At 71.8% G+C, this 24,844-nt stretch carries 23 protein-coding genes; 7 read left to right on the top strand and 16 right to left on the bottom strand.

Annotated features, from left to right (window positions below; all coding sequences use genetic code 11):
* The first annotated feature begins 79 nt into the window (after positions 1-79).
* Positions 80-631 carry a VanZ family protein gene (locus OHS17_RS21120; RefSeq protein ID WP_330313430.1) on the top strand — a complete coding sequence of 184 codons (552 nt, stop codon included), beginning with the start codon at positions 80-82 and terminating at the stop codon, positions 629-631.
* A gap of 90 nt (positions 632-721) precedes the next feature.
* Positions 722-925, top strand: a complete 204-nt coding sequence (locus OHS17_RS21115) for a PspC domain-containing protein (protein ID WP_330313429.1) — start codon at positions 722-724, stop codon at positions 923-925.
* Positions 926-998: 73 nt separating this feature from the next.
* Here the strand turns inward: OHS17_RS21115 and OHS17_RS21110 are convergent, their stop codons facing one another.
* Positions 999-1,313, bottom strand: coding sequence for a hypothetical protein (locus tag OHS17_RS21110; protein ID WP_018101053.1), 315 nt, complete (start codon positions 1,311-1,313; stop codon positions 999-1,001).
* Positions 1,314-1,447: 134 nt separating this feature from the next.
* Positions 1,448-2,602 carry an adenosine deaminase gene (locus OHS17_RS21105; protein WP_330313428.1) on the bottom strand — a complete coding sequence of 385 codons (1,155 nt, stop codon included), beginning with the start codon at positions 2,600-2,602 and terminating at the stop codon, positions 1,448-1,450.
* A 222-nt stretch (positions 2,603-2,824) separates the two neighbouring features.
* Here OHS17_RS21105 and OHS17_RS21100 point away from each other — a divergent pair, with 222 nt between their 5' ends.
* On the top strand, positions 2,825-3,505 hold the full coding sequence (locus OHS17_RS21100; RefSeq protein WP_330315314.1) for an alpha/beta hydrolase: 681 nt from the start codon (positions 2,825-2,827) through the stop codon (positions 3,503-3,505).
* On the opposite strand, the gene OHS17_RS21095 is transcribed toward OHS17_RS21100, so the two are convergent.
* On the bottom strand, positions 3,498-6,869 hold the full coding sequence (locus OHS17_RS21095; RefSeq protein ID WP_330313427.1) for a hypothetical protein: 3,372 nt from the start codon (positions 6,867-6,869) through the stop codon (positions 3,498-3,500). The two genes, OHS17_RS21100 and OHS17_RS21095, sit on opposite strands and share 8 nt — an antisense overlap.
* 477 nt (positions 6,870-7,346) lie before the next feature.
* Here OHS17_RS21095 and OHS17_RS21090 point away from each other — a divergent pair, with 477 nt between their 5' ends.
* Positions 7,347-7,529, top strand: coding sequence for a hypothetical protein (locus OHS17_RS21090; RefSeq protein WP_330313426.1), 183 nt, complete (start codon positions 7,347-7,349; stop codon positions 7,527-7,529).
* Between the two features lie 139 nt (positions 7,530-7,668).
* On the opposite strand, the gene OHS17_RS21085 is transcribed toward OHS17_RS21090, so the two are convergent.
* The 6 genes from OHS17_RS21085 to OHS17_RS21060 form a co-directional block, all read right to left on the bottom strand.
* On the bottom strand, positions 7,669-8,391 hold the full coding sequence (locus tag OHS17_RS21085; protein WP_330313425.1) for a type I-E CRISPR-associated protein Cas6/Cse3/CasE: 723 nt from the start codon (positions 8,389-8,391) through the stop codon (positions 7,669-7,671).
* Positions 8,388-9,236 (bottom strand): type I-E CRISPR-associated protein Cas5/CasD, encoded by an 849-nt coding sequence (cas5e, locus tag OHS17_RS21080; RefSeq protein ID WP_330313424.1) that lies wholly within the window; start codon positions 9,234-9,236, stop codon positions 8,388-8,390. Before cas5e ends, OHS17_RS21085 begins: the two co-directional genes overlap by 4 nt.
* Positions 9,233-10,591: a type I-E CRISPR-associated protein Cas7/Cse4/CasC gene (locus tag OHS17_RS21075; RefSeq protein WP_330313423.1), complete on the bottom strand. Its 1,359-nt coding sequence runs from the start codon at positions 10,589-10,591 to the stop codon at positions 9,233-9,235. The genes cas5e and OHS17_RS21075 overlap by 4 nt, the downstream gene beginning before the upstream one ends.
* Complete coding sequence (gene casB, locus OHS17_RS21070; RefSeq protein ID WP_330313422.1) at positions 10,588-11,157, bottom strand: type I-E CRISPR-associated protein Cse2/CasB; 570 nt, start codon at positions 11,155-11,157, stop codon at positions 10,588-10,590. Before casB ends, OHS17_RS21075 begins: the two co-directional genes overlap by 4 nt.
* The gene (locus tag OHS17_RS21065) at positions 11,154-12,773 is read right to left on the bottom strand and encodes a type I-E CRISPR-associated protein Cse1/CasA (RefSeq protein WP_383164701.1); all 1,620 of its coding nucleotides are present in this window, start codon (positions 12,771-12,773) and stop codon (positions 11,154-11,156) included. The genes casB and OHS17_RS21065 overlap by 4 nt, the downstream gene beginning before the upstream one ends.
* 282 nt (positions 12,774-13,055) lie before the next feature.
* Positions 13,056-14,009 (bottom strand): LysR family transcriptional regulator, encoded by a 954-nt coding sequence (locus OHS17_RS21060; protein ID WP_018101065.1) that lies wholly within the window; start codon positions 14,007-14,009, stop codon positions 13,056-13,058.
* 63 nt (positions 14,010-14,072) lie between these two features.
* On the opposite strand from OHS17_RS21060, the gene OHS17_RS21055 reads away from it, so the two are divergent.
* The 3 genes from OHS17_RS21055 (at position 14,073) to OHS17_RS21045 (ending at position 17,297) form a co-directional block, all read left to right on the top strand.
* Entirely contained in the window at positions 14,073-15,371 is a 1,299-nt protein-coding gene (locus OHS17_RS21055; RefSeq protein WP_018101066.1) for an MFS transporter, read from the top strand.
* 103 nt (positions 15,372-15,474) lie between these two features.
* A complete protein-coding gene (locus OHS17_RS21050; protein ID WP_330313420.1) occupies positions 15,475-16,185 on the top strand; it encodes a L,D-transpeptidase family protein in 711 nt (236 codons plus the stop codon).
* Positions 16,186-16,283: 98 nt separating this feature from the next.
* On the top strand, positions 16,284-17,297 hold the full coding sequence (locus OHS17_RS21045; protein WP_330313419.1) for a sigma-70 family RNA polymerase sigma factor: 1,014 nt from the start codon (positions 16,284-16,286) through the stop codon (positions 17,295-17,297).
* On the opposite strand, the gene OHS17_RS21040 is transcribed toward OHS17_RS21045, so the two are convergent.
* From OHS17_RS21040 to OHS17_RS21010, 7 genes are all read right to left on the bottom strand, one after another.
* Entirely contained in the window at positions 17,209-17,589 is a 381-nt protein-coding gene (locus OHS17_RS21040; protein ID WP_330313418.1) for an STAS domain-containing protein, read from the bottom strand. The genes OHS17_RS21045 and OHS17_RS21040 overlap by 89 nt on opposite strands.
* A gap of 43 nt (positions 17,590-17,632) precedes the next feature.
* Positions 17,633-18,910: a thymidine phosphorylase gene (locus OHS17_RS21035; RefSeq protein ID WP_330313417.1), complete on the bottom strand. Its 1,278-nt coding sequence runs from the start codon at positions 18,908-18,910 to the stop codon at positions 17,633-17,635.
* A gap of 118 nt (positions 18,911-19,028) precedes the next feature.
* Positions 19,029-19,433: a cytidine deaminase gene (locus OHS17_RS21030; protein WP_073964308.1), complete on the bottom strand. Its 405-nt coding sequence runs from the start codon at positions 19,431-19,433 to the stop codon at positions 19,029-19,031.
* Complete coding sequence (locus OHS17_RS21025) at positions 19,430-20,719, bottom strand: ABC transporter permease (protein WP_330313416.1); 1,290 nt, start codon at positions 20,717-20,719, stop codon at positions 19,430-19,432. Before OHS17_RS21025 ends, OHS17_RS21030 begins: the two co-directional genes overlap by 4 nt.
* A complete protein-coding gene (locus OHS17_RS21020) occupies positions 20,716-21,831 on the bottom strand; it encodes an ABC transporter permease (RefSeq protein WP_330313415.1) in 1,116 nt (371 codons plus the stop codon). Before OHS17_RS21020 ends, OHS17_RS21025 begins: the two co-directional genes overlap by 4 nt.
* Positions 21,828-23,417, bottom strand: a complete 1,590-nt coding sequence (locus tag OHS17_RS21015) for an ABC transporter ATP-binding protein (RefSeq protein WP_330313414.1) — start codon at positions 23,415-23,417, stop codon at positions 21,828-21,830. Before OHS17_RS21015 ends, OHS17_RS21020 begins: the two co-directional genes overlap by 4 nt.
* A gap of 251 nt (positions 23,418-23,668) precedes the next feature.
* Positions 23,669-24,709, bottom strand: a complete 1,041-nt coding sequence (locus OHS17_RS21010; protein ID WP_018101074.1) for a BMP family lipoprotein — start codon at positions 24,707-24,709, stop codon at positions 23,669-23,671.
* Positions 24,710-24,844 lie beyond the last annotated feature (135 nt).

Genomic DNA, 24,844 nt, shown 5'->3' with positions numbered 1-24,844 from the left:
GGGGTCCGGGGACCGGCGTGAGGCAGGTCTCCCCAGGTCGGGCGGAACCGATCCTGCCGCCGCCCGCGTCTAGGGCATCGTGCGTCAAGGTTCGGACGGCCAGGCCGTCATCCGCTTCCGCGCGGCCGGGGTGTCGCTGCTCCTCGCGCATCTGCTGCTCGTCGGGTGGCTCACTCTGCGTCCGCTGGACGTGCCGTGGATGAACGCCGCCAACCTCTCGCCCTTCGCCGGCATCAGGGCCGATCTGTCGCTCGGTCCCGCCGCCGCGTTCCGCCGGATCGGCGGCGGGCTGCTCCTCCTGGCGCCCCTGGGCGTGCTGCTCCCGATGGCCGGGGGCCGTCTCCACGTGTCCCCGTGGCTCTCGCTGGCCCGTACGGTCGCGGCCGGCTCCCTGATCTCGCTGGCCATCGAGCTGGGGCAGACCGGGGTGCCCGGCCAGGTGGTGGACGTGGACTCGCTGTTCCTGAACACGGCGGGCGTCGCCCTCGCCCATGTCCTGGTGGTGCCCGCGTGCCGGGCGCGCCTGCGGCGGCGCGGCGGAGCGGCGCGGACGCATGTGGTGGCGCGCAGGGGGCACGAGGCCCCTCAGGGTTCGACCCCGACGATTTCCGGGGTCGGGATGGCCCCGTAGAGCGACGCTTCGTCCGGTTCGTCGAGGGACCATGGACGTATCGGGAGCACACCGGACTGCTCCCCGCAACGGTTCGCGAAGGAGCCCATCATGGCCGCACTTGCCCGCCCCCGTGACGGACGCGTGCTCGGCGGAGTGTGCGCAGCGCTGGCACGGCGTTTCGGCACGTCGGCGAGGACCATGCGCATCATCTTCGTGGTCTCGTGCCTGCTGCCGGGCCCGCAGTTCCTGCTCTACCTGGCGCTGTGGCTGCTGCTGCCCCAGGAGGGGTCGTCGTCCTCGACGGCCTGGTAGTCGTTCCCGTACGCATGCCGGTGGGCGGGCACCCGCTCGGGGTGCCCGCCCACCGGTGTGATGCTGCTTCGGCTCAGCCGCCGAGCGGCAGACCGTTGGCGGACAGGCCGCTGGTGCTCAGACCACCGGCCGGCATGCCGCCGAGGAGGCCCTTGACGGGGGTGGTGGCGTCGCCGAGGAGCTTGGTCTGGCTGGTGCCGAGGACCTGGTCGGCGGTGTCCTGGACCGGCAGCGTCGAGGTGGCGTCGGCCAGGGCGCCGGCGACGGGCAGCACGCTGGTCGCGGTCTCCAGCGGCAGCGCGGAGGCGGACGCGGTGCCGGCGGCGGCAGCGGCGAAAGCGGCACCGAGAGCGGCGACGCCGAGAGTCCTGGCGGCAGACTGCTTCATATGACATTCATCCTTGGGGAAGGGGACGTGAGCGGCTATGCAACGTAGTCAGCCGCGACCCCGCTCCGCAAACATGCGACACCACGGAAAACGGCCGGGAAAACCTTTCCCCGGCCGTTTTCCGTACGTCTACGTCAGCCGGCCAGCGAGGAAGACACGCTGGTCGCAGCGGTCTGCTCGAAAAGCCATTCGGACTTCAGCTCGGCGTAGCCGGGCTTGATGACGTCGTTGATCATCGCCAGACGTTCATCGAAAGGAATGAATGCCGACTTCATTCCATTGACGGTGAACCACTGCATGTCATCGAGCGTGTATCCGAAAGCTTCGGTCAGCTTCTCGAATTCCTGGCTCATGCTCGTACCGCTCATCAGCCGGTTGTCGGTATTGACGGTGGCCCGGAAGTGCAGCTTGCGGAGCAGCCCGATGGGGTGCTCGGCGTACGAGGACGCGGCCCCGGTCTGGAGGTTGGACGTCGGGCACATCTCCAGCGGGATGCGCTTGTCCCGTACGTACGAGGCGAGGCGGCCCAGCTTCACGGAGCCGTCCTCCGCCACCTCGATGTCGTCGATGATGCGGACCCCGTGCCCGAGCCGGTCGGCGCCGCACCACTGGATGGCCTGCCAGATCGACGGCAGCCCGAACGCCTCGCCCGCGTGGATCGTGAAGTGGTTGTTCTCGCGCTTGAGGTACTCGAAGGCGTCCAGGTGCCGGGTGGGAGGGAACCCCGCCTCGGCGCCCGCGATGTCGAAGCCGACGACGCCCTGGTCCCGGTAGCGGTTGGCCAGCTCCGCGATCTCCAGGGAGCGCGCGGCGTGCCGCATGGCGGTGAGCAGGGCGCCGACCCGGATGCGGTTGCCGTCCTGCCGGGCCCGCCGCTCGCCCTCGCGGAAGCCCTCGTTGACGGCCTCGACCACCTCTTCGAGGGTCAGCCCGGCCTCCAGGTGCTGCTCGGGGGCGTACCGCACCTCGGCGTACACGACCCCGTCGGCGGCCAGGTCCTCCGCGCACTCGGCGGCGACCCGGACCAGCGCGTCACGGGTCTGCATGACCGCGCAGGTGTGGGCGAACGTCTCCAGATACCGCTCCAGGGAACCGGAGTCCGCCGCCTCCCGGAACCAGATGCCGAGTTTGTCGGGCTCGTTCTCGGGAAGCGCTTCGTAACCGATCGCCGCGGCGAGATCGACGATCGTTCCGGGGCGCAGACCGCCGTCGAGGTGGTCGTGCAGAAGGACCTTGGGGGCGCGCCGGATCTGGTCCGGGCCGGGCACGTTGAGGGTCGGGCTCATCATCCAGGCACTGTAGCGCCTACGCGCGTAGAGCGGGCTTGTCGTTGCATAACGGTACGGTCGAGCCGCCCCGCGCCCCACTGCGTAACAGACCCCGCGAACAGGGGTGGCGGACGGACGCTCGTCTGACACTGTTACGCCATGGCACAGCGCGTACTCCCCCAGCCCGCGGCGCGGCTGGGACGGGCCGTCGGAGCGGCGGCCGGAGCAACAACGGTCGGCGGCGTGGTCCTGCTGCTCCCGGACGGCGAGCCGCACTCGCACCGCCGCCCCTCCTCCCTCTCCCACGCCCGCCTGCTCCCGCTGGCCCGCGCCCTGGCCCACGCGGGCCGCGCCGACGGCCTCACCGCCCATGTGGTGCGCTACCGCTGCCGCGGCTGGAACGAGGACGACGCCCACCTCGCGGCGGACGCGGAGTGGGCGGTGGACGAGGCCGTACGCCGCTACGGCGACGTCCCCCTCTGCCTGGCCGGCCACGGCATGGGCGCCCGGGCGGCCCTCCGCGCGGGCGGCCACCCGGCGGTCGGCGCGGTCCTGGCCATGGCCCCCTGGCTCCCCGGCGACCCGGCCGCCGCCCCCGAACCGGTCAAACACCTGGTCGGCCGCCCGGTCCTGCTGGTCCACGGCACCAACGACACGCGCTGCGCCCCGGACTTGTCCTTCCGCCTGGCCGAACGCGCCAAGAAGGCCAACCGCGACACCTGCCGCTTCGAGGTCCACTCGGACGGCCACGCCCTGCGCCAGCACCGCTCGGAGGTCGCGGCCCTGGCCGCCGACTTCGTACGCGGCACCCTGTTCGGCCACGCCTACGCCCGCCCGGTGACGGACGCGCTGGCGGCCCCGCCGCCCCTGGGGCTGCGGATGCCGTTGGCGGTGGGGTTCGGGGAGTCGTTGGGGGTCAGCTGAGGGGCCAGTCGTCCTCGGTGTCCCGCGGTGTGCCCAGGTGCTTCTCCGTAATGGCGTGGATGGTGGCGAGGGTGTCGGGTGCGATGTGGGACAGGGCCGGGATGGCGTGATGCCAGCCGGGTGTCGCCAGGGCGTGTTGCAGGGACCTCGCGGCGGGCCGCACGGCGGCCGGTGCGGCCCGGGTCGTGTGGAGCGCCAGGTACCGGACGGTGTGCGTGAAGGTGTCCGTGCCGACCGGGTCCGGGACGGGGCAGGGACGGCACGGCACACGGGCGAGGTGCGCGGCCACCGCGGACAGCGCCACGGCTCTGTGGCGGGGTGCGCCGGGAGACATCGCCACGCGGTGCGCGGCGGTGTGGTCGCCCAGGGCCGCGTGCAGCACGGCCAGCGCGGCGGTGGGGGAATGCTCGGCCCCGCGATGGGCCATGTCCTGTGTCAGCCGGTCCAGCTGACGGGCGGGCTCTTCCCCGTCAGCGATGAGAAGGAACGCGTGCACGAGGAGGTCTTCGGGGCGCCAGGAGTCGGGATCGTTCCGCGCCGCCTGCTCCCGCGCGGTCGCCATGAGCTCGTGGAACAGCTGCTGTTGGTGGGGCGGCAGGTCTGCAACGGCAGGGAGTAGTCCTGCCAGCGAGGGCAGCAGCCCGTGGCTTCGGATCGCGTTCCGGGACGCGTGCAGACGTTCCAGCACCGGACGGACCAGTTCGTACGCTGCTTCGGGGTCGTGTGACGCGAGTTCGGCTGCGACGGCGACCCGCGCCGCCCGGTCCGCCGTTCGCCAGGCGGCCCGCCCGCCGGGGTGCTGCGGCGGACGGTGCCGCTCGACGTGGTCGACGGCGGCCGCCACCTCGCCGACACGGGCCAGTGCCTGCGCGGTGTACGCCCAGCCCCTGCCGGAGCCCCCACGGGCCGCTTCCCGCGCGTGGTGGCGTGCCTCGGCCTGCCGGTCGCAGTCCGCATGGGCCAGGGCCATGGCCGCGTGTACGCGCACCCGCTCGGCCGGGTGCCGTGCGAGGCCGGGCAGCTCCTCGGGATCGACGGCTGCGCCGGTACGGACGAGCGCGCCCGCGAGGTCCGGCAGCCAGACGGGTCCCCGGCCACCGCGTCCGGCCGGGGGCAGGAGGGTCAGCGCCTGTTGCAGATGGTGCTCCGCGTCGTCCACGGCGCCGCGTCCGGCGAGGTGGACGGCCTGCTCGGCGAGCGCGGTGGCTTCGGTGAACGTGTCGTCCTCGGCGGGGTCCTCCTCCGGGTCGTGTGCGGGCTCCAAGGGCACGGCAAGCTGCCCGAGCTCCAGGATGCGGGTGGCTTCCTCCGGTGGTGCCCCCACGTCGGTGAGGGCCCGGGCGAGCACGGCGAGTGTGTGCGGGAAGCCGAATTCCAGGTGGAAGGCGTCCTCCGGCGAGCGCTCCCCGGCGTCGGCGTGCAGCACGCGTTCGAGGCGGTCGCGGGCGGCGGCCGCGAGTTGCCCGGCCTGCGCCGGACGGGTGGGTGCCACGAAGGACGCGGTGGCGGCGAGCGTGGCCACGGCCTCCAGTGAGGGGGCCTCCTGCCACGCCCTCGTCACGTGCTCCAGGGCGAGGTCGTGCAGACGGCCGGCGCGGTCCGGGTCCGCGGCCGCCACCGTCTGCCAGAGCTGCACCGCGACGGCCACGCCCTTGCCGCCCATGGGTTCGGCCTGCCGTTCCAGTTCGTCCAGGAGTCGGGCCGCGTCCTGTGGATGGTCGGGTGCCGGCAGGGCGGCGGCCAATGCCCAGGTCTCGCTGCGGGCCGACCCGGTGCCCCGGGTGGAACGGAGCAGGGCGAGGCCGTCCGCGTACTGCTCCTGCTGATCGCGGCCGCCTGCCGTCGTCAGCAGGGCGAGAGCCGCCCGCGCGGCCGCGCCCTCGGCCTCATCGGTGACGTACCCGGCCCGGTCCGCCTCCCGCAACGCCGTGCGCGCCCACCTCTCCGCCTCCCGGGCGATGACGGCGGCCTCCTGCTCGTCCATCGCCCGCACCGCCTCCGCCAGGTCGGCGAGCCGCAGCGCCTTGTCCACGGCACTCCCCGACGCGACCGCCAGCGCCCGCCCCCTCCCCGGATCCCCGAGCCGGGCAACGGCCTGAGCGACGGCCACCGGGACCGACCGCACCCGGCCCAGCAGCATCTCCCGGGAAACGGCGGCCGCGACGGCCGGCCCCAGTGCCGCGTGCTTCCCGCGACGGGCGGCGACCGGACCCAGATGGGCGAGGGCGACGTCGGCGCCGGAGCGGTCGGCGAGGCGCAGTTGGTAGCACGGATCGAGAACGAGGGCGTCGAGACGCTCGGTGTCCGCGGAGTCCTGGAGGAGGCGGATGTAGCCGGTCAGAAGATAGTTGGGCGTGTTTTCGGGCCAGCCCTGGTCCTGGTACGCCTGCGCCCAGCGGTGCAGGTCGTCCCTCCGTTCGGCGAGGTCGGGCTCCCCCAGCTCCTGGCACACCGTCCTGAGGATCGCGTCGTGGGCCAGCACGAACGCCTGGCGGTCCTCTTCTGCCTCCGCTCCGGTCCGTCCGTTCAGGGCGAGGCGATCGACGCGCGTGGGCGCGAGTGATCGGCTGACCACGGTGCCGAGCCGGAGCCGCACCTCGCGCGGCCGGACGCGGAGGATCTTCGCCAGATCCGCTCGCGTGAGGGCTCCTCGCGCGGTGGCGAGCAGCCCCAACACCTGTTGGCCGATGCGGGGGTCGCCCAGGAGCTCGTCCAGCTCCACCAGAGCCATGTCCCGGATGGCCCGTGCGGCCGGAGAGGCGGTGAGCTGCCGGACGATGCCGGGATCCCGCAGGGGGTGATCCCCCGCCAGTTTCAGCGGGACCGAGGGGTGGGCACGGCCGCTGACAATGACGCGCATGCCGTGCGGCGGGGCTTTGGGGAGCAGCCCGGCGATGCCCATGCCGTCCCGATCCACGTCGGCGTCCTCGTCAAGTCCGTCAACGATCAGTACGAGCCGACGATGGCGCTGCTCGCAGGCTTGAGCGGCCGCCGCGTACGCCACGGAGAAGTCCTTGAGGGCGGCAGCAGGCAGACGTCGTATGCCCGACGCGGCAGCCAGTTGCTGCCCGACCACGCGCGTGAAGTCCTCGCGTCGATCCGTGCCCAGGCGCCCCGAGATGAAGTGGTGGGCGATGTCGATCCCGGGCAGCCGGTAGCGGTCGGCGAACCAGGCCAGCAGCGCGGTCTTCCCCGCCCAAGGGCTCGCCTGGTACCACCGGTAGTCCGGCCCGTCCTGACCCGCCGTCACGAATGCGACCAGCTCGTCGAGCTCGGCCTCCCGGCCCGCGAACTCACGTGGCAGTACGTCCAGGAGCGCTGGGGACGGCCCGGCCAGCAGACGCCCTGGGGACGTTCTGTGCACCCGGGGGCCGGAAGGGCTCTGCTTCCTTTGGCGGACCGTGTTGGCAGCCAAAAAGCGGGCCTGCCACGTGGCCTTGGTCCGGCCGACATAGGTACGCGACCGGCTCTTCGCACACTTCTCCAACGTGGGGATCAGCTGACCCAATACATAAGGCATGTTCTCTTCACGAGGGAGCGTTTCACCCCGCAGCCACGTACTCAGGCTTGAGACCGTGACCGTGCACCCCTCAAGGGCGGCCAGTTCGTGAAGCCCCGGCCCCTTGGACCGGCCGCCCGCTGCCTCGTCCAGCCTCCTGAGGTCGTCGCGGAAATCAGGCGCTGCGGAAGAGTGCTCTGGAATGTTTTTCATCCGTCCCTGACCTGCATGTTTCGGGCGTGTACGGGTTCCCGAACGTTTCTGGAATCCGGACGCACGGTGGATACCTGAGGCACGCCGCCCGGCGGAGTAGCCACGGGCGACACCCCTGAGGAGATCCGCATGTCCGGCCTGCCGCCCGTCCTCGAGTCCGTCCTGCAAGGGGCCGCCGCCACCGGCCTCGCCTACGTCGGGGCCGTCGTCACCGTCGCCGCCTCCTCCGTGCTGTTCCGCAGCCCGGAGCGCCGGCGCGACGCGCGGGCGACGCTGACGATCCTGCTGCGGCGTGGCAGTGGGAAGCGGTGATGTCTGAGGGGCTGGTCGCGGCGGGGCCCGAGGGCCTACTCTCGGCCCTTGCCGGAGGTTCCCCGCACGCGTGGGGATGGCCCCCGTTAGGAGCAGATCCTGCTCGGCCCCCCGCGTGCGCGGGGATGCCCTCCATCGGTCAACGCGCCAGTATCAGCCCGCAGCTGTACGCCCGCGCGTGCCCCAGGCCGTTCGAGAGGGACGTCACCAGGGGCTCCGGGTCCGTGACCGTCAGGGTGCCGCGGATTTCGGCGCGGCCGATGCGGACGGGTTTGGCGCGGTGGGCGCTGGACACCGTCGGCAGCATGCGGATGCCCAGGGTCTCCGGATCCGCGGTGGCGCCGATGCGGGTGACGCCGTCCTCGGCGACCGGGGGCTCGCCGGCGGCCTGGAGGCGGCGTGCGAACCAGCGCTTCACGTGTTCCGGGGTGGTGTGGGCGGTACGGGTGCCGCGCACCTTCTCCTCGGGCGGGCGGCCCGACGGTCTGCTGCGCGTGGGGTTCACGACCGCGCGGAAGCCGAAGACCTCGCCCCGTTCGAAGGTGCGGTCGACGGTGATGATGTGCGGGGCCGTCGTCAACGCTTCGCGGGGGATGCGCGACCAGTCGCCCGGGACCCTGGACTGGACGACCAGGACGAGGGCCCCCGCCTTCAGGTCGACCGACCAGGTGGACAGGACGCCCATCTGGGCGCGCGCCTCGGGTTCGCCGTCCTCGACCCAGCCCCGGAAGCCGCTCATCACCGTGCGGTGCATCTCCTGGGCGTCGACCAGGGACTTGGCGACCAGGGGGTGGCGGGCGTTCAGCGTGAGGACGGAGTGCGTGGCGACGAAGCGGGCCGTCGAGGCCCGGGTGCTCTTCACGGGATGATGTCCCATCCGGTTGCGGTCGGTGCGATGGTGATGCGCGTACGGGTCTCCCAGCGGGTGACATGGGCCCGCCGGCCCGGGTCGAAGCTGACCGGCTCGTCGTTGACCTGGAGCGCGCCCCGGGTGCCCGGCGCGGCCTGGATCCACGCCCAGGGGCGCCGCCCCGAGGTATCGGGCCCCTCCGGCCCCGGAAGCAGGAGCTTGCCCGTGAAGGCGTCGGCGAGCGTGCCGGGCAGGATCTCCGCGGCCAGGGTCCCGGAGGGCGGGCAGGACTTCCGGCCGAGCCACAGCAGCCGCTTCGGGTGTTCGAGGGCGTGCGCGACCTCCTCCAGGAGCGCCCGGTCCTGATGCTGGAGTCCGACGACGAAGGCGGCGTCCGACAGGTACCAGCGCTCGGTGATCAGGGCCGTACGCGACAGCTCGGCCGAGACGAGCGCCCCGGAGACGGGGTCGGCGGTGATCTTCTTCGGAGCCCCGTACCAGCCGGCCAGCTCGTGGTGTCCGAAGCCCTCGCCGTCGGCCGCCTCCATGCTCGCGGCGACGGCAGCGGCCCTCCGGTGGTCGGTGATGATGTCCCGGGGCCGCAGGGGGAACCGCCCTGCGCCGACCGTGTGGTAGTCGCGCACCGGGGTCCCTGGGTGGTCGGCGCGGACCCCGAAGGCGAGCGTGGCCAGGTCGTCCACGGGGTCGGTGCGTTCCCGGCCGAGGGCCGCCGCACACATGCCGATGACCGCCGACTTGGTGGGGCGGGCATGCGTGTCGCGGTGCGAGAACCGCGATGCCACCCCCCAGGACTGCAGCGGCGCGGCAAGCCGGACGAGCAGGACGTGCGGGGTCACGCCGTCAGCTCCTCGGCCGAGGCGACGGCCAGGGCGCCGGTGTCCTCAAGCGTGCCGAGGAGTTCCTCGATGCGCGGGTCGTAGGTGAGGACGCGGCCGGTCCTGATGTCGGGGCGGCGGCGGCTGACGAATGCGTGGTGCTTCAGCAGCCGCCGCACCGCGGCCGGTCCCGCGGGGCCCTCGCCGTCCTTGTCCACGGGGTTCTCGTCAATGGGGGCCTGGAAGGCGGCCGCGTAGTTGTAGGGGCGCTCGCCCTCGAAGGCGAGGACGAGCGCGGGCAGCGAGCCGGTGGAGGCGGTCGAGTTCTTCTTCGCCTCCGGGAAGGCGTCGACGAAGGCCGTGACGAACTCGGCCTCGGCCGCGACGGAGGCCTCCTCCGCCTCCTGTGCGGTCATCCCGGCGGCGCGGAGGTTGTTGCGCAGTTTGACGCGGTCGAGGACGGCGTGCCGGTAGAACGTGCCGGTGATCAGGGACTGGTAGCCGGTCATGCCCGCTCCGGCGTCGTCCGCCGCGTCGAGGAAGTCCAGCGCGTTGGCCTTGCGGTCCAGCTTCGCGTCGTCGGCCGCCGCGTAGAAGTCGTCCACCTGCTCCGCCTCGTGCACCGTGAAGGCGTGGCTGCTCTGTACCGCGCCGTCGACGTTCGGCGAGTCCGCGATCTCGGCGAGGAAGCGTCCGTACAGGGCGATGTCGACGGCGTCGCGCGGGGCGAGCGCGGTGAGGACCGCCGCCCTGGTCGCGCCCGGCAGCGCGGGCAGCTTGGCGTCGGCCGCCGGGGTGTCCGCGCCCTCGCCCTCGGCCGGCTCGTCCTGGACGGCGCCCTTGCGGGTGCCCTTCTTCGCCTTGGCCCTGGCCGCCGCGGTCTGCGCCGCCACGTACTCCTCGGTCCAGGGCCGGAGGGCCCCGGCCTGCTCCTCGATGTGGGCGGCGATGCGCGTGCCCGCGTCCTCGGGGGCGAACAGGAGCACCTTCGTCAGGTTGGCGACGGTCTTCTTGGCGGGGTCCCCGAACTTCAGCCCGGTGGCCTCGATGACGGCGCGGGCGGTACGGATGGCCTCGTCCCACTCCCAGCCGTGCGCGGAAACGAGGGCGCGCGCGGTGGTGAGCGCCCACTCACGGGTCCGGACACCGGTGCGGTGGCCGGCCAGGGCACCGACGCCCGCGTTGGCCCGGTTGCGGGTGTGGACGCGTTCGGCCCTGCGCCGCGCCTGACTCGTGATCATGTGGCGTTCGTAACCGCCGTACACGATCGACTTGGGCGCCCCGTTCTCGTCGCGTACGGGCAGGACGGCCACCAGGGTCTCCAGCAGGTGCAGGGAGAGGAACTGGCTGCCGGAGGATGCGGCGTTGCTGGTCATGCGAGGGAGCCCTTCTCGGGGTCGGCGGCGGCAGTCGGCGGGGCGGTCCGGGCGGGCGGCATGTGGAAGGCGGCGCCCCACTCGTACGAGATGCGGGCCTTGCGGTCGTGCCACAGGCAGAGGTCGTCCACGAGCCGCGCCCAGGACGGCGGATGCCGGTCGCAGGAGCGCAGCCGTGCGACGGCGTGCTGCAGATGACGCCACGGGATACGGCGGCTGGACACGATGCGGTCCACGAGACGGGCCGCGCCGGGATCGTCGGGTCCGCGTCCGGCTCCGCCGCCGATACGGCGGGCCGCTTCGCCGAGACTGCCGTACCCGAAGTCGGGCTTCGACCGCCCCTGGTGGTAGACCGCGAACAGGAAAGCGACCTGGCCGTAGATCTCTCGCTGGGCCTCGGTCGGGCTGTACCAGAGGGCCCGGAAGTGGGGCTCGCGCTGGACGCGGGGGCGTCTCAGTTCGGCGAGGCTCGCGTAGTTGTTGTTGTGGACCAGGCCGGCGAGCCAGGCCGTGAGCGCGGCGCTGCTCTCGCTGGTGCGGGCGTCGGCGCCCGTGCGGGTGGTCATGTCGTTCCTCCCCCTCGGATTTCGGCCGGGGCCTTCGGTGCGCTCAGCTCGGCGTCGAACCTTCTCAGCGCGGCTGCCCGGGTCTTCGCCCCCTGAGCGCTCCTGGGCCGCGCGTCGAGGCGTTCGGCGAGGAACCGGCGGGCGGCGGCGGTGACGGTGGCCGCGTACTCGTACAGGGAGGCGTGGACGTCCTCGCCCAGCGTCGTTTCCTCCATCAGCAGGTCGAACGGCTCCAGGGTCGCCGCCCAGTGCTGGGCTCGGGCGTCGAAGCGGTCGATCTGGGCGGCCTTGTCGGCCGGTTTGGGGTTCGGGTACGCCACGGTCCAGGCCGCGTACGCCGCCTTGGACAGGGCGGACGCCACGTACTCGGCGATCTCCGAACCCCCTCGGGAGGCCGTGTACAGCCTGGCTTCGAGGCCGGGGGCGAACGGGAAGACGCCGTCGACCCAGGCGATGGCCGTGGTCTGCCTGGCCACCAGCCCGACCGCCCAGAGGTCGATGCGCCGGGCGGGCTGCTGTCCGGGCTCGGGGGCGACGTCCTGGGCCGGGAAGAGCGCGAGCCGCCGGTACAGGGTGCCCCCGTCGTTGCCGCCCCCCGGGTGCGACCGCGCCTCGGCCACGGCGGCGTAGAGGGCGTGCGCCTCCCGCCATACGGCCCGGGTGGCGGAGGCCCACAGCGGTTTCCTGACGCCGTCCGCCCTCTTCGCGTATACGGCGTCCTGCCGGTGCTCGTCGCTCAGTGCGAGCAGTTCGCCGGCCCCGAGGAGCACCCGGTCCACGTGGTCCCCGGTGCGGGTCGGGCGGAGCAGGACCGACCGGCCGAGGGAGCTGTGCAGGTCGGCCGGACCGGTCACCGCCCGGCCGCTCGGCTTGGCCGTGAACCCCCGCCGCTCCTTGCCCGCGGTCCACGTGCGGTTCAGTTCGCCGGGCGGACCGGGGACCGGGGCGAGGTTGAGGCGCAGCGTCTCACCGAGGGTGTCCCCGAGCGCGATCACGCGGATCCGGCTGCCGAGACGGGTGGCGGCGAGGTTGGTGAGGGTGGCCCCGAGCGTCTCCTTGCCGGAGATCCGGGCGCGCCCCGCCGGACCGTACACGTGCTGGGTGAGCATGGCCCGGAACGCCTCGGCGGCCGGGAGCGGATCCGGGTGCTCCAGGTGGTGGTGGTCGAAGAACTGGTTGTAGTCCCCCACCCGCTCGATCACCAGCTGGGCGGGACCCGCCCCGTGCTCATCGATGAACGGGGCCAGCAGGGCGTTCTGCCCCAGGGGCTCCTCGGGGTGGAACAAATCCCAGACCTCGTCCTCCGGACGCTGGGCGAGCCAGTCGGCAGCGGGCCGGAGCGCGTCCTTCCGGTCCACCCAGGCGGGCCACTGCGCGGCCGACTCCGGATACGTGCCGGAGGCGTAGCAGATGGCCAGCAGGTACTCGATGACGGCGACCCGCTCCCCCGGCGTGCCGCCTTCCACACTCCGCAGGCCGTCGGCATCGTGGAACAGCTCCACCAGATTCAGCTCCACGAGCCGGCCGTCCAGGGTCAGGACCCGGACGCAGGGGGAGTCCCGGGGGTCCCATCGGGGCCGTAAGCCCTTACCGGGCAAGGCACTTGATCCAGCCACGCTCCACCGTTTCTTTTTGCTCTTAACGGTTGCCTGCTTGAACGGGACAGGACGCTAGCAGCCGGACGCCTGCGGAGCGGCGGCATTGACGTATCTCCAACGAGCTTGTGCGAAGAGCCAGTTGGGGAAGGAGCGCGGCTGTACGATGCCGTGGCCGAGATGGCCCGTACGGGACGAGGAACCCGTTCCCCGCGGTGCTCGACTCCCGCGCACGCGGGGATGCCCCGAAGGCCGAAGACCTGCTGGACACGTTCAACGACTGCTCCCCGCACACGCGGGGCCTCACCCCGGCAGCAAACTCCCCCGCCGCCCCAGCAGGAACTTCTTGAACGCCGCCACCGGCGGCGTATCCGGGTGCCCGTCCAGCCACGCCACCCCGATCTCGCGCACCGCGCGCGGCGCCGTCACCGTCAGCTCCACCACCCCCGGGCGGGCCACCGCGGGCGGAGGCAGCAGGGCCACGCCCAGGCCCGCCGCGACCAGGCCGCGCAGGGTCTCCGCCTCCTCGCCCTCGAAGGCGACGCGGGGGACGAAGCCCGCCGCGGTGCAGAGGTCGTCCGTGATGCGGCGGAGGCCATAGCCTGGTTCGAGGGTGACGAACGTTTCGTCGGCGGCTTCGGCGAGGCGGATGCGGCGGCGGGTGGCGAGGGGGTGGTCGTCGGGGACGACCAGGCGGAGGCGTTGTTCGTCCAGGCGGCGGGTGACCAGGTCGGGGGCGTCCGGGACCGGGGAGGTGAGGCAGAGGTCGAGGCCGCCGGCGCGGAGGCGTTCGATCATGGCCTCGCCGTAGTTCTGGACGAGCTGGAAGCGGACCCGGGGGTGGTCGGCCCGGAAGGCGCGGATGAGGGCGGGGACCGTTTCGGAGCCCATCGTGTGGAGGAAGCCGAAGGCCACCTTGCCCGCGGTGGGGTCGGCGTCGGCGCGTACCGAGTCGGCGGCCTTCTCCACCTCGGCGAGGGCGCGCTCGGCCGAGCCGAGGAAGGTGCGGCCGGCCGGGGTCAGGGACACCGTGCGGCCCTTGCGCGCGAACAGGGCGACGCCGAGGTCGTCCTCCAGCCGCACCATCGCGCGCGAGAGCGTGGACTGCGGGACGCCCAGCTCCTGCGCGGCGCGCGTGACGTGCTCGTGGCGGGCGACCGCCTCGAAGTACGCGAGGCGCGGTGCGAGGACCGCGCGGATGTCTTCTTCGTAACTGCTCGGTGACAGCCGGGGCTGTGAGCTGCGTTGATGCACCATGGGATTGATTATTCGCTGTTTGTGCATTGGACGCATGAATCCCGCGCGTCCTACGGTCGTCGCATGCCTCCCGCCAGTACCGGGGCGTCCACCCTCACCGTGGCCGCCTCGACCCAGTCGTCCCCCGTCACCGACACCACCGACCGGCTCGCACCCGGGCGCCCCGGCTACCGCCGGATGAGCTTCGCCCTTTTCGCCGCCGGTGTCGCGACCTTCGCGCTCCTCTACTCCACGCAGGCGCTGCTGCCCGCCGTCTCCGCGTCCTTCGGCGCGACGGCCGGGCAGGCGAGCTGGACGGTGTCCGCCGCGACGGGCGCGCTGGCACTGTGCGTGCTGCCGATGAGCGCGCTGTCCGAGCGGTTCGGGCGGCGGCAGATGATGACCGCCTCGCTGGTGATCGCGGTGACGGTCGGCCTGTTCGTGCCGTTCGCCCCCTCGCTGGGCTGGCTGATCGCGCTGCGCGCGGTCCAGGGCGCCGCGCTCGCCGGACTGCCCGCCTCCGCGATGGCGTATCTGGCGGAGGAGGTGCGGCCCAAGGCGCTCGTCGCCGCGATCGGGCTGTTCGTCGCCGGGAACAGCATCGGCGGGATGAGCGGCCGCATCCTCACCGGCTGGGTCGCCCAGCTGTGGGGCTGGCGGGCGGCGCTCGGCGCGGTCGGGCTGCTGGCCGTGGCCTGCGCGGTGGTCTTCCACTTCATGATCCCGCGCGCCCGCCACTTCACCCCGGGCACGCTGAACCCGAAGGCGCTCGCGCGTACGGTCGGTTCGCACCTCGCCAACCCGCTGCTGCGGCGGCTGTACGCGATCGGCGCGCTGTTCATGACGGTGTTCGGCGCCGTGTACACGGTCATCGGATACCGGCTGGTCGAAGCCCCCTTCAACCTGCCGCAGGGCGTCGTCGGTTCGATCTTCCTCGTGTACCTGGTCGGTACGGTCTCCTCCGCCGCCGCCGGACGCCTGGTCGCCCGGCTGGGGCGGCGGGGCGCGCTGTACCTCGCCGTCTCCACGACGGCCGCGGGTCTGCTGCTCTCGCTGGGCGACCAGCTGGCCGCCGTGCTCCTCGGCCTGGTGCTGATCACGGCCGGCTTCTTCGCCGGGCACGCGGTCGCCTCCTCCTCGGTGAGCCGTACGGCGACGACCGGCCGCGCCCAGGCGTCGGCGCTGTACCAGTCGGCGTACTACCTCGGCTCCAGCGCGGGCGGCACGCTCGGCGCGGTGGCCTTCCACACCGGCGGCTGGGCGGGCACGGTCGCGCTGGGACTGCTCGCGGTCCTCGGAGTCGTATCCATCACGCTGTACGGGACGCGGGCCGCCCGCGCCGAACGGCTGCGGCCCGCCGCCGCGGTGCCCGTACAGAACTGAGACATTCGGCGCACAACCAGTCGCTCCCCTTCGCGCATCTAGCAGGCGGAATCACCGCAGTGCGCGCGAAGGGGAGTTGGCGTACATGGGAGTCAGGAAGAGCATGCGTGACATACGGGGCATTACGGGCGTGAGGCGCGGGCTCGTGCTGTCCGTCGCGGGTCTGACCGCGATACCGGCGTTCGTCCTCGGTACGGGCACCGCCGCGCAGGCGGCGTCCTGCACGACGTCCACGGGCCCGAACCAGAAGCAGGTCGAGAAGTACCTGCACCTGAAGGTGGACGGGAAGCAGTCGGCGGCCGACTGCAAGAAGATCCGGTCGTTCCAGAGCACCTACGGGGTCACCCCGACCATCGGTTACGCGGGCCCGGTCACCTGGCGCACGATGCAGACGCTCACCGCGCAGAAGGCGGCCGGCAAGAACCCGAACAAGGCCGGGAAGTGCCCGACCAACAAGGGGCGCATCGCCTGCGTCGACCTGACGCGGCAGATCAGCTGGATCCAGGACGGCAAGAAGCTGAAGTTCGGGCCGGTGCCGGTGCGGACCGGGCGGGACAAGTACGAGACGCGGACGGGCGCCAGGAAGATCTACTGGCGCCACAAGAACCACGTGTCGTCCCTCTACCACGTGTCCATGCCGTACTCGCAGTTCTTCGACGGCGGTCAGGCGTTCCACGCGGTCGGCGTGAAGATGTGGAACCCGCCGGGGTCGCACGGCTGCGTCAACATGCGCACCTCGGACGCGAAGTCATACTGGAATTTGTTGAAGAACGGCGACGACGTCTACGTGTACGGCCGCAAGCCGGGGACCTGACGGCTGCCGCTCGCCCGCCCCGTTGTCAGTGCCCCGCTGTAGCTTCCGAAGGACTGGACGAAGCGAGCGGTCGCACGGCACGGCAGGGTGGATCGGCGATGAGGGAACTGACAGCGGCGGCAGCGGGGCCCGGCGCGCCGGGCGACATCGACAGCCGCCTCGAAGGGCACCGGGTCGAGCTGACCGGCTACTGCTACCGGATGCTCGGCTCGGCGTTCGAGGCGGAGGACGCGGTCCAGGACACGCTGGTACGGGCCTGGCGCGGCTTCGACAAGTTCGAGGGCCGGTCCTCGCTGCGGTCCTGGCTGTACCGCATCGCGACCAACGTCTGCCTCGACATGCTGAACGCGGGCAAGCGGCGGGCCCGCCCGGTCGATCTGACCGGGCCGACGCCGCTCGCCCAGGCCGCGCTCAATCCGCTGCCGGAGAACACCTGGCTGGAGCCGATGCCGGACGGCCGGATCATCCCGACGACCGACGACCCGGCGGAGGCGGCGGTGGCGCGCGAGTCGGTCCGGCTGGCGTTCGTCGCGGCGCTCCAGCACCTGCCGCCGAAGCAGCGCGCGGTGCTCATCCTGCGCGAGGTGCTGGCGTGGAAGGCCGCGGAGGTCGCGGAGCTGCTGGGCACCTCGGTCGCCTCGGTCAACAGCGCCCTCCAGCGGGCCCGGGCGACCCTGACCGACCACGAGTCCGTGGCGGCCGACGCGGCGGACCCGCTGGACGCGGAGCAGAGCGCCCTGCTCGAACGGTACGTGGCGGCGTTCGAGGGCTACGACATGAAGGCCCTGACCGCCCTCCTCCACGAGGACGCGGTGATGACGATGCCGCCGTTCGACCTGTGGCTCCGGGGCCACGAGGACATCACCGGCTTCATGACGTCCCTGGGCGCGGGCTGCGCCGGCTCCCGCCTCCTCGCGACCACCGCCAACGGCACCCCGGCCTTCGCCCACTACAAACCCGACCCGGCGGGCCCGGGCTTCCTCCCCTGGGCGGTCCAGGTCATCGACATCCAGGACGGCGCGATCACGGGCCTCCACTGCTTCCTGGACGCGGACCGCTGGTTCCCGCTGTTCGGCTTCCCGGACCGTCTGGAGGCGGATGCGGTGCGCTGACATCCTCCATCACGCTCCCCAGCCCCACCAGGCCCAGCAGTGCCCGTAGTTCCGGTGGGGTGCCGTGCAGGCGCAGGCCCGGTGCGCCCATTCTGCGGGCCGTCAGGGACAGGCGGGCGATCGCCTCGATCGTCGTCAGGTCCGGGTGGGCGACGGCGCTCGTGTCGCAGGCCGCCTCCGCGGTCGGGGACGTCGTCAGGGCCGCCGCCAGTTCGGTGCAGAGGCGGGGGACATCGGCCCGGGTGAGGGGGTCCGGGAGGACCACGACGGCCGCCGGCTGCTCGGGGTTCATGTCCAGGCAGACCGGCGGCTCGCCGGAAATTCATCGCACGGGGTCAGGCGATGCGTTCCCGTACCACCGGGGTCGCCGTGAACGCCGTGCCCGTGGGCTCGATGTCGTAGGCGTCCGGGAGCGCCTTCAGGGCGTAGTCGAACTTCTCCGGGGTGTCCGTGTGCAGCGTCAGCAGGGGCTGGCCGGCGGTGATCTCGTCGCCGGGCTTGGCGTGGAGCTCGATGCCCGCGCCGGCCTGGACCGGGTCCTCCTTGCGGGCGCGGCCCGCGCCGAGGCGCCAGGCGGCGACGCCGATGTCGTAGGCGTCCAGGCGGGTCAGGACGCCGGAGGAGGACGCCTTGATGACGTGCTGCTCGCGGGCGACCGGGAGCGCGGCGTCGGGGTCGCCGCCCTGGGCGGAGATCATGCGGCGCCAGACGTCCATCGCGGAGCCGTCCTGGAGGGCCTTCTCCGGGTCGGCGTCCTTGAGGCCCGCCGCGTCCAGCATCTCGCGGGCGAGGGCCAGCGTGAGGTCGATGACGTCCCTCGGGCCGCCGCCGGCCAGGACCTCGACGGACTCGCGGACCTCCAGGGCGTTGCCCGCGGTGAGGCCCAGCGGGGTGGACATGTCGGTGAGCAGGGCGACCGTGCGGACGCCGCTGTCGGTGCCGAGGGCGACCATCGTGGAGGCCAGCTCGCGGGCGTCGTCCAGGGTCTTCATGAAGGCGCCGGAGCCGACCTTGACGTCCAGGACCAGGGCGCCGGTGCCCTCGGCGATCTTCTTGGACATGATCGAGCTGGCGATGAGCGGGATCGCCTCGACGGTGCCGGTGACGTCGCGCAGCGCGTACAGCTTCTTGTCGGCGGGGGCCAGGCCGTCGCCCGCCGCGCAGATGACCGCGCCGGTGGTGTCGAGGACGTCCAGCATCTCGGCGTTGGAGAGGTGGGCGCGCCAGCCGGGGATGGACTCCAGCTTGTCGAGGGTGCCGCCGGTGTGGCCGAGGCCCCGGCCGCTGAGCTGGGGGACGGCCGCGCCGCAGGCGGCGACCAGCGGGGCGAGCGGCAGGGTGATCTTGTCGCCGACGCCACCGGTGGAGTGCTTGTCCGTGGTGGGGCGGGAGAGGCTGTCGAAGTTCATCCGCTCGCCGGAGGCGATCATCGCGGCGGTCCAGCGGGCGATCTCCGTACGGTTCATGCCGTTCAGCAGGATCGCCATGGCCAGCGCGGACATCTGCTCGTCGGCGACCTCGCCGCGGGTGTACGCGTCGATGACCCAGTCGATCTGCTCGGGGGTCAGCTCGCCTCGGTCCCGCTTGGTGCGGATGACGGAGATGGCGTCCATGGTCTGGCGTCCTTCCGGCCGGTACGTACAAACGCGTGGGTCCCGTTGACTCTACGCGCATAGAGAGCAAAAGAGCCGCCGGGTGGGCCCGTTGTGCGGGCCCACCCGGCGGGAGGCGTCAGCCGAGGTGCGACGGGCCGAACGCCTGGGGCAGCATCTCGTCCAGGGTGCGGAAGCCGTCCGGGGTCTCCAGGATCAGCTCCGGTCCGCCGAACTCGTACAGCAGCTGTCGGCACCGGCCGCACGGGACCAGGCTCTCGCCCGCCCCGTCCACGCAGGTGAAGTGGGTCAGCCGGCCGCCGCCCGTGGCGTGCAGCTGGGAGACCAGGCCGCACTCGGCGCACAGCCCGATCCCGTACGAGGCGTTCTCGACGTTGCAGCCGGTGATCGTACGGCCGTCGTCCACCCGGGCGGCGACGCCGACCGGGTAGCCGGAGTACGGGGCGTACGCCCGGGACATGGCGTCCCGGGCCGCGGCCCGCAGGGCCTCCCAGTCGGCCTCGGTGAAGGGCGGCGGCGTCACTTGCCCTGGCCCTTGCGGTAGCGCATGCCGTCCGCCTTCGGCATCCGCAGCCGCTGCGCGGAGAGCGAGAGGACGAGCAGCGTGACGATGTACGGCGTGGCGCTGACGAACTCCGTGGGCACGCTGTCCGTGCCGAGGTACCAGACCAGGACGACGGCCGCGATGACCGCGCTGACGACGCCCTGCAGCCAGCTCTTGCGGTAGAGCTTCCACGCGGCGATGCCGACGAGCACCACGAACAGCAGCAGGAGCAGCGCGTGGACGGACTCGCCGCCGTTGCGCAGCTGGAGCGCGTCGGCGAAGCCGAACAGGCCCGCGCCCATGGCGAGTCCGCCGGGGCGCCAGTTGCCGAAGATCATCGCGGCGAGACCGATGTAACCGCGTCCGCCGGTCTGGCCCTCGTTGTAGATGTGCGAGGTGACCAGGGAGAGGAAGGCACCGCCGAGTCCGGCGAGGCCGCCGGAGACGATCACCGCGATGTACTTGTACGTGTAGACGTTGACGCCCAGCGATTCGGCGGCGACCGGGTTCTCGCCGCAGGAGCGCAGCCGCAGGCCGAACGCGGTCTTCCACAGGACGAAGAAGGTCGCGACGAAGAGGACGATGGCCAGGATCGTCAGCAGCGAGAGGTTGGTGACGAGGCCGCCGAGGATGCCGGCCAGGTCGGAGACGAAGAACCAGTGGTGCTTCTCGATGGAGTGGAGTCCGTCGGAGAGGCCGGGGATCGTCACCGAGGTGATGTCGTCGGCCGGCGGGGACTGCTTCGGGGAGCCGCCCTTGGCCGCCGCCTCACCGCTGTTGAACCACAGCTTGGCGAAGTAGGTGGTGAAGCCGAGCGCCAGGATGTTGATCGCGATGCCGGAGATGATGTGGTCGACGCCGAAGGTGATGGTCGCGACCGCGTGCAGCAGGCCGCCGAGCATGCCGCCGATGACCCCGGCGAGGACGCCGAGCCAGGGGCTGGTCTGCCAGCCGGCCCAGGCGCCGAAGAAGGTGCCGAGGATCATCATGCCTTCGAGGCCGATGTTGACCACGCCGGCGCGTTCGGACCAGAGGCCGCCGAGACCGGCGAGGCCGATCGGCACGGCCATGGCGAGCGCCGCGCTGATCTGGCCCGCCGAGGTGACGTCCTGGGCGCCGGTGATGGCACGCACGGCGGACAGCGCGAGCAGGACGCCCGCGACGATCAGCAGGATGACGGGGAAGGACAGGCGGGAACGCCCGCTCTTGCCGCCGGAGACCTTGGGGGCCGCCGGGGGCGGGGTGGAAGTCGCCGTGACGGTCACGCCGACACCTCCTGCTGGTCGGAGTTACGGGCGGCCTGTGCGGCGAGTTCCGCGCCGACCTTGCTCTGCTGGCGCTTGAGTCCGTAGCGGCGGACGACTTCGTACGCGATGACGACGCACAGGACGATGACGCCCTGGATCACACCGACGATCTCCTTGTCGTACCCCTCGAACTCCAGCTTTCCGGTGCCGCGCTCCAGGAAGCCCCAGAGCACCGCGCCGAGCGCGATGCCGACGGGGTGGTTGCGGCCGAGGAGGGCGATGGCGATGCCGGTGAAGCCGATGCCGACCGGGAAGTCGCCGCTGAACTCGTGGCTGTCGTTGAGCAGCGTCGGCATGCCGATGAGACCGGCGACGGCGCCCGAGATGAGCATCGAGGTGATGACCATGCGGCGGACGTTGACCCCGCTGGCCTCGGCGGCCGAGCCGGACTGGCCGACCGTGCGCAGGTCGAAGCCGAAGCGCGTACGGGAGAGCGTGAACCAGTACGCGATGCCGGCGGCGACGGCGATGACGATGAAGCCCCAGATCGGCGTCGGCGTCGTCGGGAACTCGAAGAAGTGCGAGGACTCCGGGAGCGGCTTGGTGGAGATCTTGGTGCCGGCCTCGTCCAGGTGGCCGAGGCGGTTCTGCTGGAGCAGATAGCCGATGATCGCGGTCGCGATGGAGTTCAGCATGATGGTCGAGACGACCTCGCTGACGCCCCGGGTGACCTTGAGCAGACCGGCGATACCGGCCCACATGGCGCCGACGATCATCGCGGTGAGGATGATCAGCGGGATCTGGAGGGCGCCGGGCAGGGTCAGCGCGCCACCGAGCGCGGCGGCGAAGAAGGCGGCCAGGCGGTACTGCCCGTCGACACCGATGTTGAAGAGGTTCATCCGGAAGCCGACGGCCACCGCGAGACCCGCGAGGTAGTACGTCGTCGCCTTGTTGAGGATGTAGACCTGGCTGTCCGACTTCAGGCCGTAGTCGAACATGATGCCGAAGGCGTTGAACGGCTCCTTGCCGGTGGCGGCGAGCACGAGTGCCGTCACCAGGAAGGCGACCACGATCGCGAGTACGGGGGCCGCGATCCCCAGGAGCAGCCGCTCCTTGTCGATCTTCTTCATCGGTCCTCTCCCCCTTCGCGGGGGTCGGTGTCGTCGTCCGTGGCGGGCGCGGCGGACGCCTCGCCCTCCTCCGTCGCTTCCAGGTGGCCGCTGGCCGCGCCGGTCATCGCCGAGCCCAGCTCCTCGGGGGTGATGTCCGCCGGGTCGGCGTCCGCGACCAGGCGGCCGCGGTACATGACGCGCAGGGTGTCGGAGAGCCCGATCAGCTCGTCCAGGTCGGCGGAGATCAGCAGGACCGCCAGGCCCTCGCTCCGTGCCTCGCGGATCTGGTCCCAGATCTGGGCCTGGGCGCCGACGTCGACGCCCCGGGTGGGGTGCGCGGCGATCAGGAGCTTGGGCGCGTGGCTCATCTCGCGGCCGACGATCAGCTTCTGCTGGTTGCCGCCGGAGAGGGAGGCCGCGGTGACGTCGATCCCGGGGGTGCGGACGTCGTACTCGCGGACGATGCGCTCGGTGTCGGTGCGGGCGGCCTTGATGTCGAGGAAGGCGCCCCGGCTGTTGGGCCGCTCGGTGACGTGGCCGAGGATGCGGTTCTCCCAGAGCGGGGCCTCCAGGAGGAGGCCGTGCCGGTGGCGGTCCTCGGGGATGACGGCCATGCCGCCCTCGCGGCGCTTGCGGGTCGGGGTGCGGGAGATGTCCGCGCCGTCCAGCGTGAGGGAGCCCGCGTCCGGGGAGCGCATGCCCATGATCGCGTCGACCAGTTCGGACTGGCCGTTGCCCTCCACGCCGGCGATGCCCAGGACCTCGCCCTTGTGGATGGTGAAGGTGATGCCGTCGAGCACGGCGCGCACGGCGCCGTCCGGGTCGGTCGCGGTGAGCCGCAGGCCGTCCACGGTGAGCATGGGCGTGTCGGTGACCGTGGACTCGCGGGTCTCCGGGGAGGGGAGCTCGCTGCCGACCATGAGCTCGGCGAGCTGCTTGGTCGTGGTGTTCCGGGGGTCGGCGGTGCCCACGGTGGTGCCGCGCCGGATGACCGTGATCTCGTCGGCGACCGACAGGACCTCGCCCAGCTTGTGCGAGATGAAGATGACGGTCAGACCCTCGGCCTTGAGCTCCCGCAGGTTGTCGAAGAGCGCGTCGACCTCCTGGGGCACGAGGACCGCGGTCGGCTCGTCCAGGATCAGGGTGCGGGCGCCCCGGTAGAGGACCTTGAGGATCTCCACGCGCTGCCGGTCGGCGACCCCGAGGTCCTCGACCATGGCGTCCGGGCGGACGCCGAGACCGTACGCGTCGGAGATCTCCCGGATCTTGGCGCGGGCCCGGTCGCCGATGCCGTAGAGCTTCTCGGAGCCCAGGACGACGTTCTCCAGGACGGTGAGGTAGTCGGCGAGCATGAAGTGCTGGTGCACCATGCCGATGCCGCGGTCGATGGCGTCGCCCGGGTTGGAGAACACGGCCTGTTCGCCGTCGATCGCGATGGTGCCCTCGTCCGGCTTCTGCATGCCGTAAAGGATCTTCATCAGAGTGGACTTGCCGGCACCGTTCTCGCCGACGAGGGCGTGGACGGTGCCGCGGCGCACGGTGATGTCGATGTCGTGGTTGGCCACGACTCCGGGGAACCGCTTGGTGATACCGCGGAGCTCCACGGCGTGGGGACTGCTGGACGCGTTGATGGCGCACTCTCCTTGGCAGGAGCGGAGGGCGGGGGCGGTGAGGACGGGAGGCGGGGGTGGAAAACGTATCGCGCCCGGCCGGTTCCAGTCCCGACGCTACGCGCGTAGCGTCGCCGAATCGTTGGCCACCTGATCACAGGTGGCCTCCACCCCGCCGGGGGTACGTGAATCGGGGCCCGGAACGAGCGGCCGAAGCCGCTCGCCGGGCCCCGATCGACGGTGGATCAGGTCGTGGTCTTGACCGTGATGGTGCCGTCGACGATCTTCTTCTTCGCCTCGTCGAGCTGGGTCTGGATGTCCTTGAGGTGGTCACCCGTGGGGGTCAGGCTGACGCCGCCCTTGGCCAGCGAGTACGTCTGCGTGCCGGTCAGCGGCTTGCCGTCCTTGACCGACTTGACCAGGTCGAAGACGCCGGAGTCGACGTTCTTGACGACCGAGGTCAGGATTGTGTCGGCGTACTTCGACAGGGCCGGGTCCTTGGCCTGGTCGGAGTCGACGCCGATGGACCAGGCGCCCTTCTTGCCGGCGACGGCCTCGATCGAACCGGCACCCGAACCGCCCGCGGCGGCGAAGATGACGTCGATGCCCTTGTCGAGCATGCCCTTGGCGGCGGCCTTGCCCTTGTCGGGGCTGCCGAAGCCGGAGAGGTCCGAGCCGGTGGACAGGTACTGGATCTGCACCGTGGCCTTCGGCTTGGTGTCCAGGACGCCCTGGCGGAAACCGGCCGCGAACTTCTTGATCAGCGGGAGGTCGACGCCGCCGATGAAGCCGATCTTGTCGTCCTTGGACTTCAGCGCCGCCGCGACACCGGCGAGGTACGAGCCCTGCTCCTCGGTGAAGACGATGTTGGCGACGTTCTTCGCGTCGGAGACCGAGTCGACCAGGCCGAAGCTGACCTTCGGGTACTTGGGCGCGATCTTGTCGACCGCGTCCTTGTACGCGAAACCGATCGCGATGACCGGGTTGTAGCCGCCCTCGGCGAGCGACTGGAGGCGCTGGTCACGGTCGGCCGAGCTCTCACCGGTCTTGGCGGTGAGCTCCTTCGTCTCGGCGCCGAACTCGGCCTTGGCCTTGTCCAGGCCGCGCGCGGCGGAGTCGTTGAACGAGTTGTCGCCACGGCCGCCGACGTCGTAGGCCATACCGATCTTCATCTTGCCGTCGCCCGAGCCACTGCTCTCGTCGGACGACTCGCCGCACGCGGTGGCGGTGAGAGCGAGGGCCGCGGTGACGGCGATCGCGGCGCTGAACTTGGATACCCGGCGCAAGGGAAGGCTCCTTCAAACCTGACCGAAGCGCCTCTTCCGGCGCTGGTTTCGCCGCGATCGTAACGCGCGTAGATGTCAGATAAAGCCCTGTACGGAAGCCGTTATCGGATCGTCGCGAACGCGCGCCGAACCCGG

It is taken from the genome of Streptomyces sp. NBC_00523 (assembly GCF_036346615.1).
GTDB lineage: Bacteria > Actinomycetota > Actinomycetes > Streptomycetales > Streptomycetaceae > Streptomyces.
The sequence above is the reverse complement of the archived record's forward strand: the minus strand, read 5'-3'. Positions and strand labels throughout refer to the sequence as shown.

What these genes read in the sequence shown, in the direction of transcription:
- OHS17_RS21115 (WP_330313429.1), top strand. Translation starts at nt 722, where the DNA reads ATGGCCGCACTTGCCCGCCCCCGTGACGGACGCGTGCTCGGCGGAGTG.
- OHS17_RS21110 (WP_018101053.1), bottom strand. Translation starts at nt 1,313, where the DNA reads ATGAAGCAGTCTGCCGCCAGGACTCTCGGCGTCGCCGCTCTCGGTGCC.
- OHS17_RS21105 (WP_330313428.1), bottom strand. Translation starts at nt 2,602, where the DNA reads ATGATGAGCCCGACCCTCAACGTGCCCGGCCCGGACCAGATCCGGCGC.
- OHS17_RS21090 (WP_330313426.1), top strand. Translation starts at nt 7,347, where the DNA reads ATGTCCGGCCTGCCGCCCGTCCTCGAGTCCGTCCTGCAAGGGGCCGCC.
- OHS17_RS21075 (WP_330313423.1), bottom strand. Translation starts at nt 10,591, where the DNA reads ATGACCAGCAACGCCGCATCCTCCGGCAGCCAGTTCCTCTCCCTGCAC.
- casB (WP_330313422.1), bottom strand. Translation starts at nt 11,157, where the DNA reads ATGACCACCCGCACGGGCGCCGACGCCCGCACCAGCGAGAGCAGCGCC.
- OHS17_RS21060 (WP_018101065.1), bottom strand. Translation starts at nt 14,009, where the DNA reads ATGGTGCATCAACGCAGCTCACAGCCCCGGCTGTCACCGAGCAGTTAC.
- OHS17_RS21055 (WP_018101066.1), top strand. Translation starts at nt 14,073, where the DNA reads ATGCCTCCCGCCAGTACCGGGGCGTCCACCCTCACCGTGGCCGCCTCG.
- OHS17_RS21050 (WP_330313420.1), top strand. Translation starts at nt 15,475, where the DNA reads ATGCGTGACATACGGGGCATTACGGGCGTGAGGCGCGGGCTCGTGCTG.
- OHS17_RS21045 (WP_330313419.1), top strand. Translation starts at nt 16,284, where the DNA reads ATGAGGGAACTGACAGCGGCGGCAGCGGGGCCCGGCGCGCCGGGCGAC.
- OHS17_RS21040 (WP_330313418.1), bottom strand. Translation starts at nt 17,589, where the DNA reads ATGAACCCCGAGCAGCCGGCGGCCGTCGTGGTCCTCCCGGACCCCCTC.
- OHS17_RS21035 (WP_330313417.1), bottom strand. Translation starts at nt 18,910, where the DNA reads ATGGACGCCATCTCCGTCATCCGCACCAAGCGGGACCGAGGCGAGCTG.
- OHS17_RS21020 (WP_330313415.1), bottom strand. Translation starts at nt 21,831, where the DNA reads ATGAAGAAGATCGACAAGGAGCGGCTGCTCCTGGGGATCGCGGCCCCC.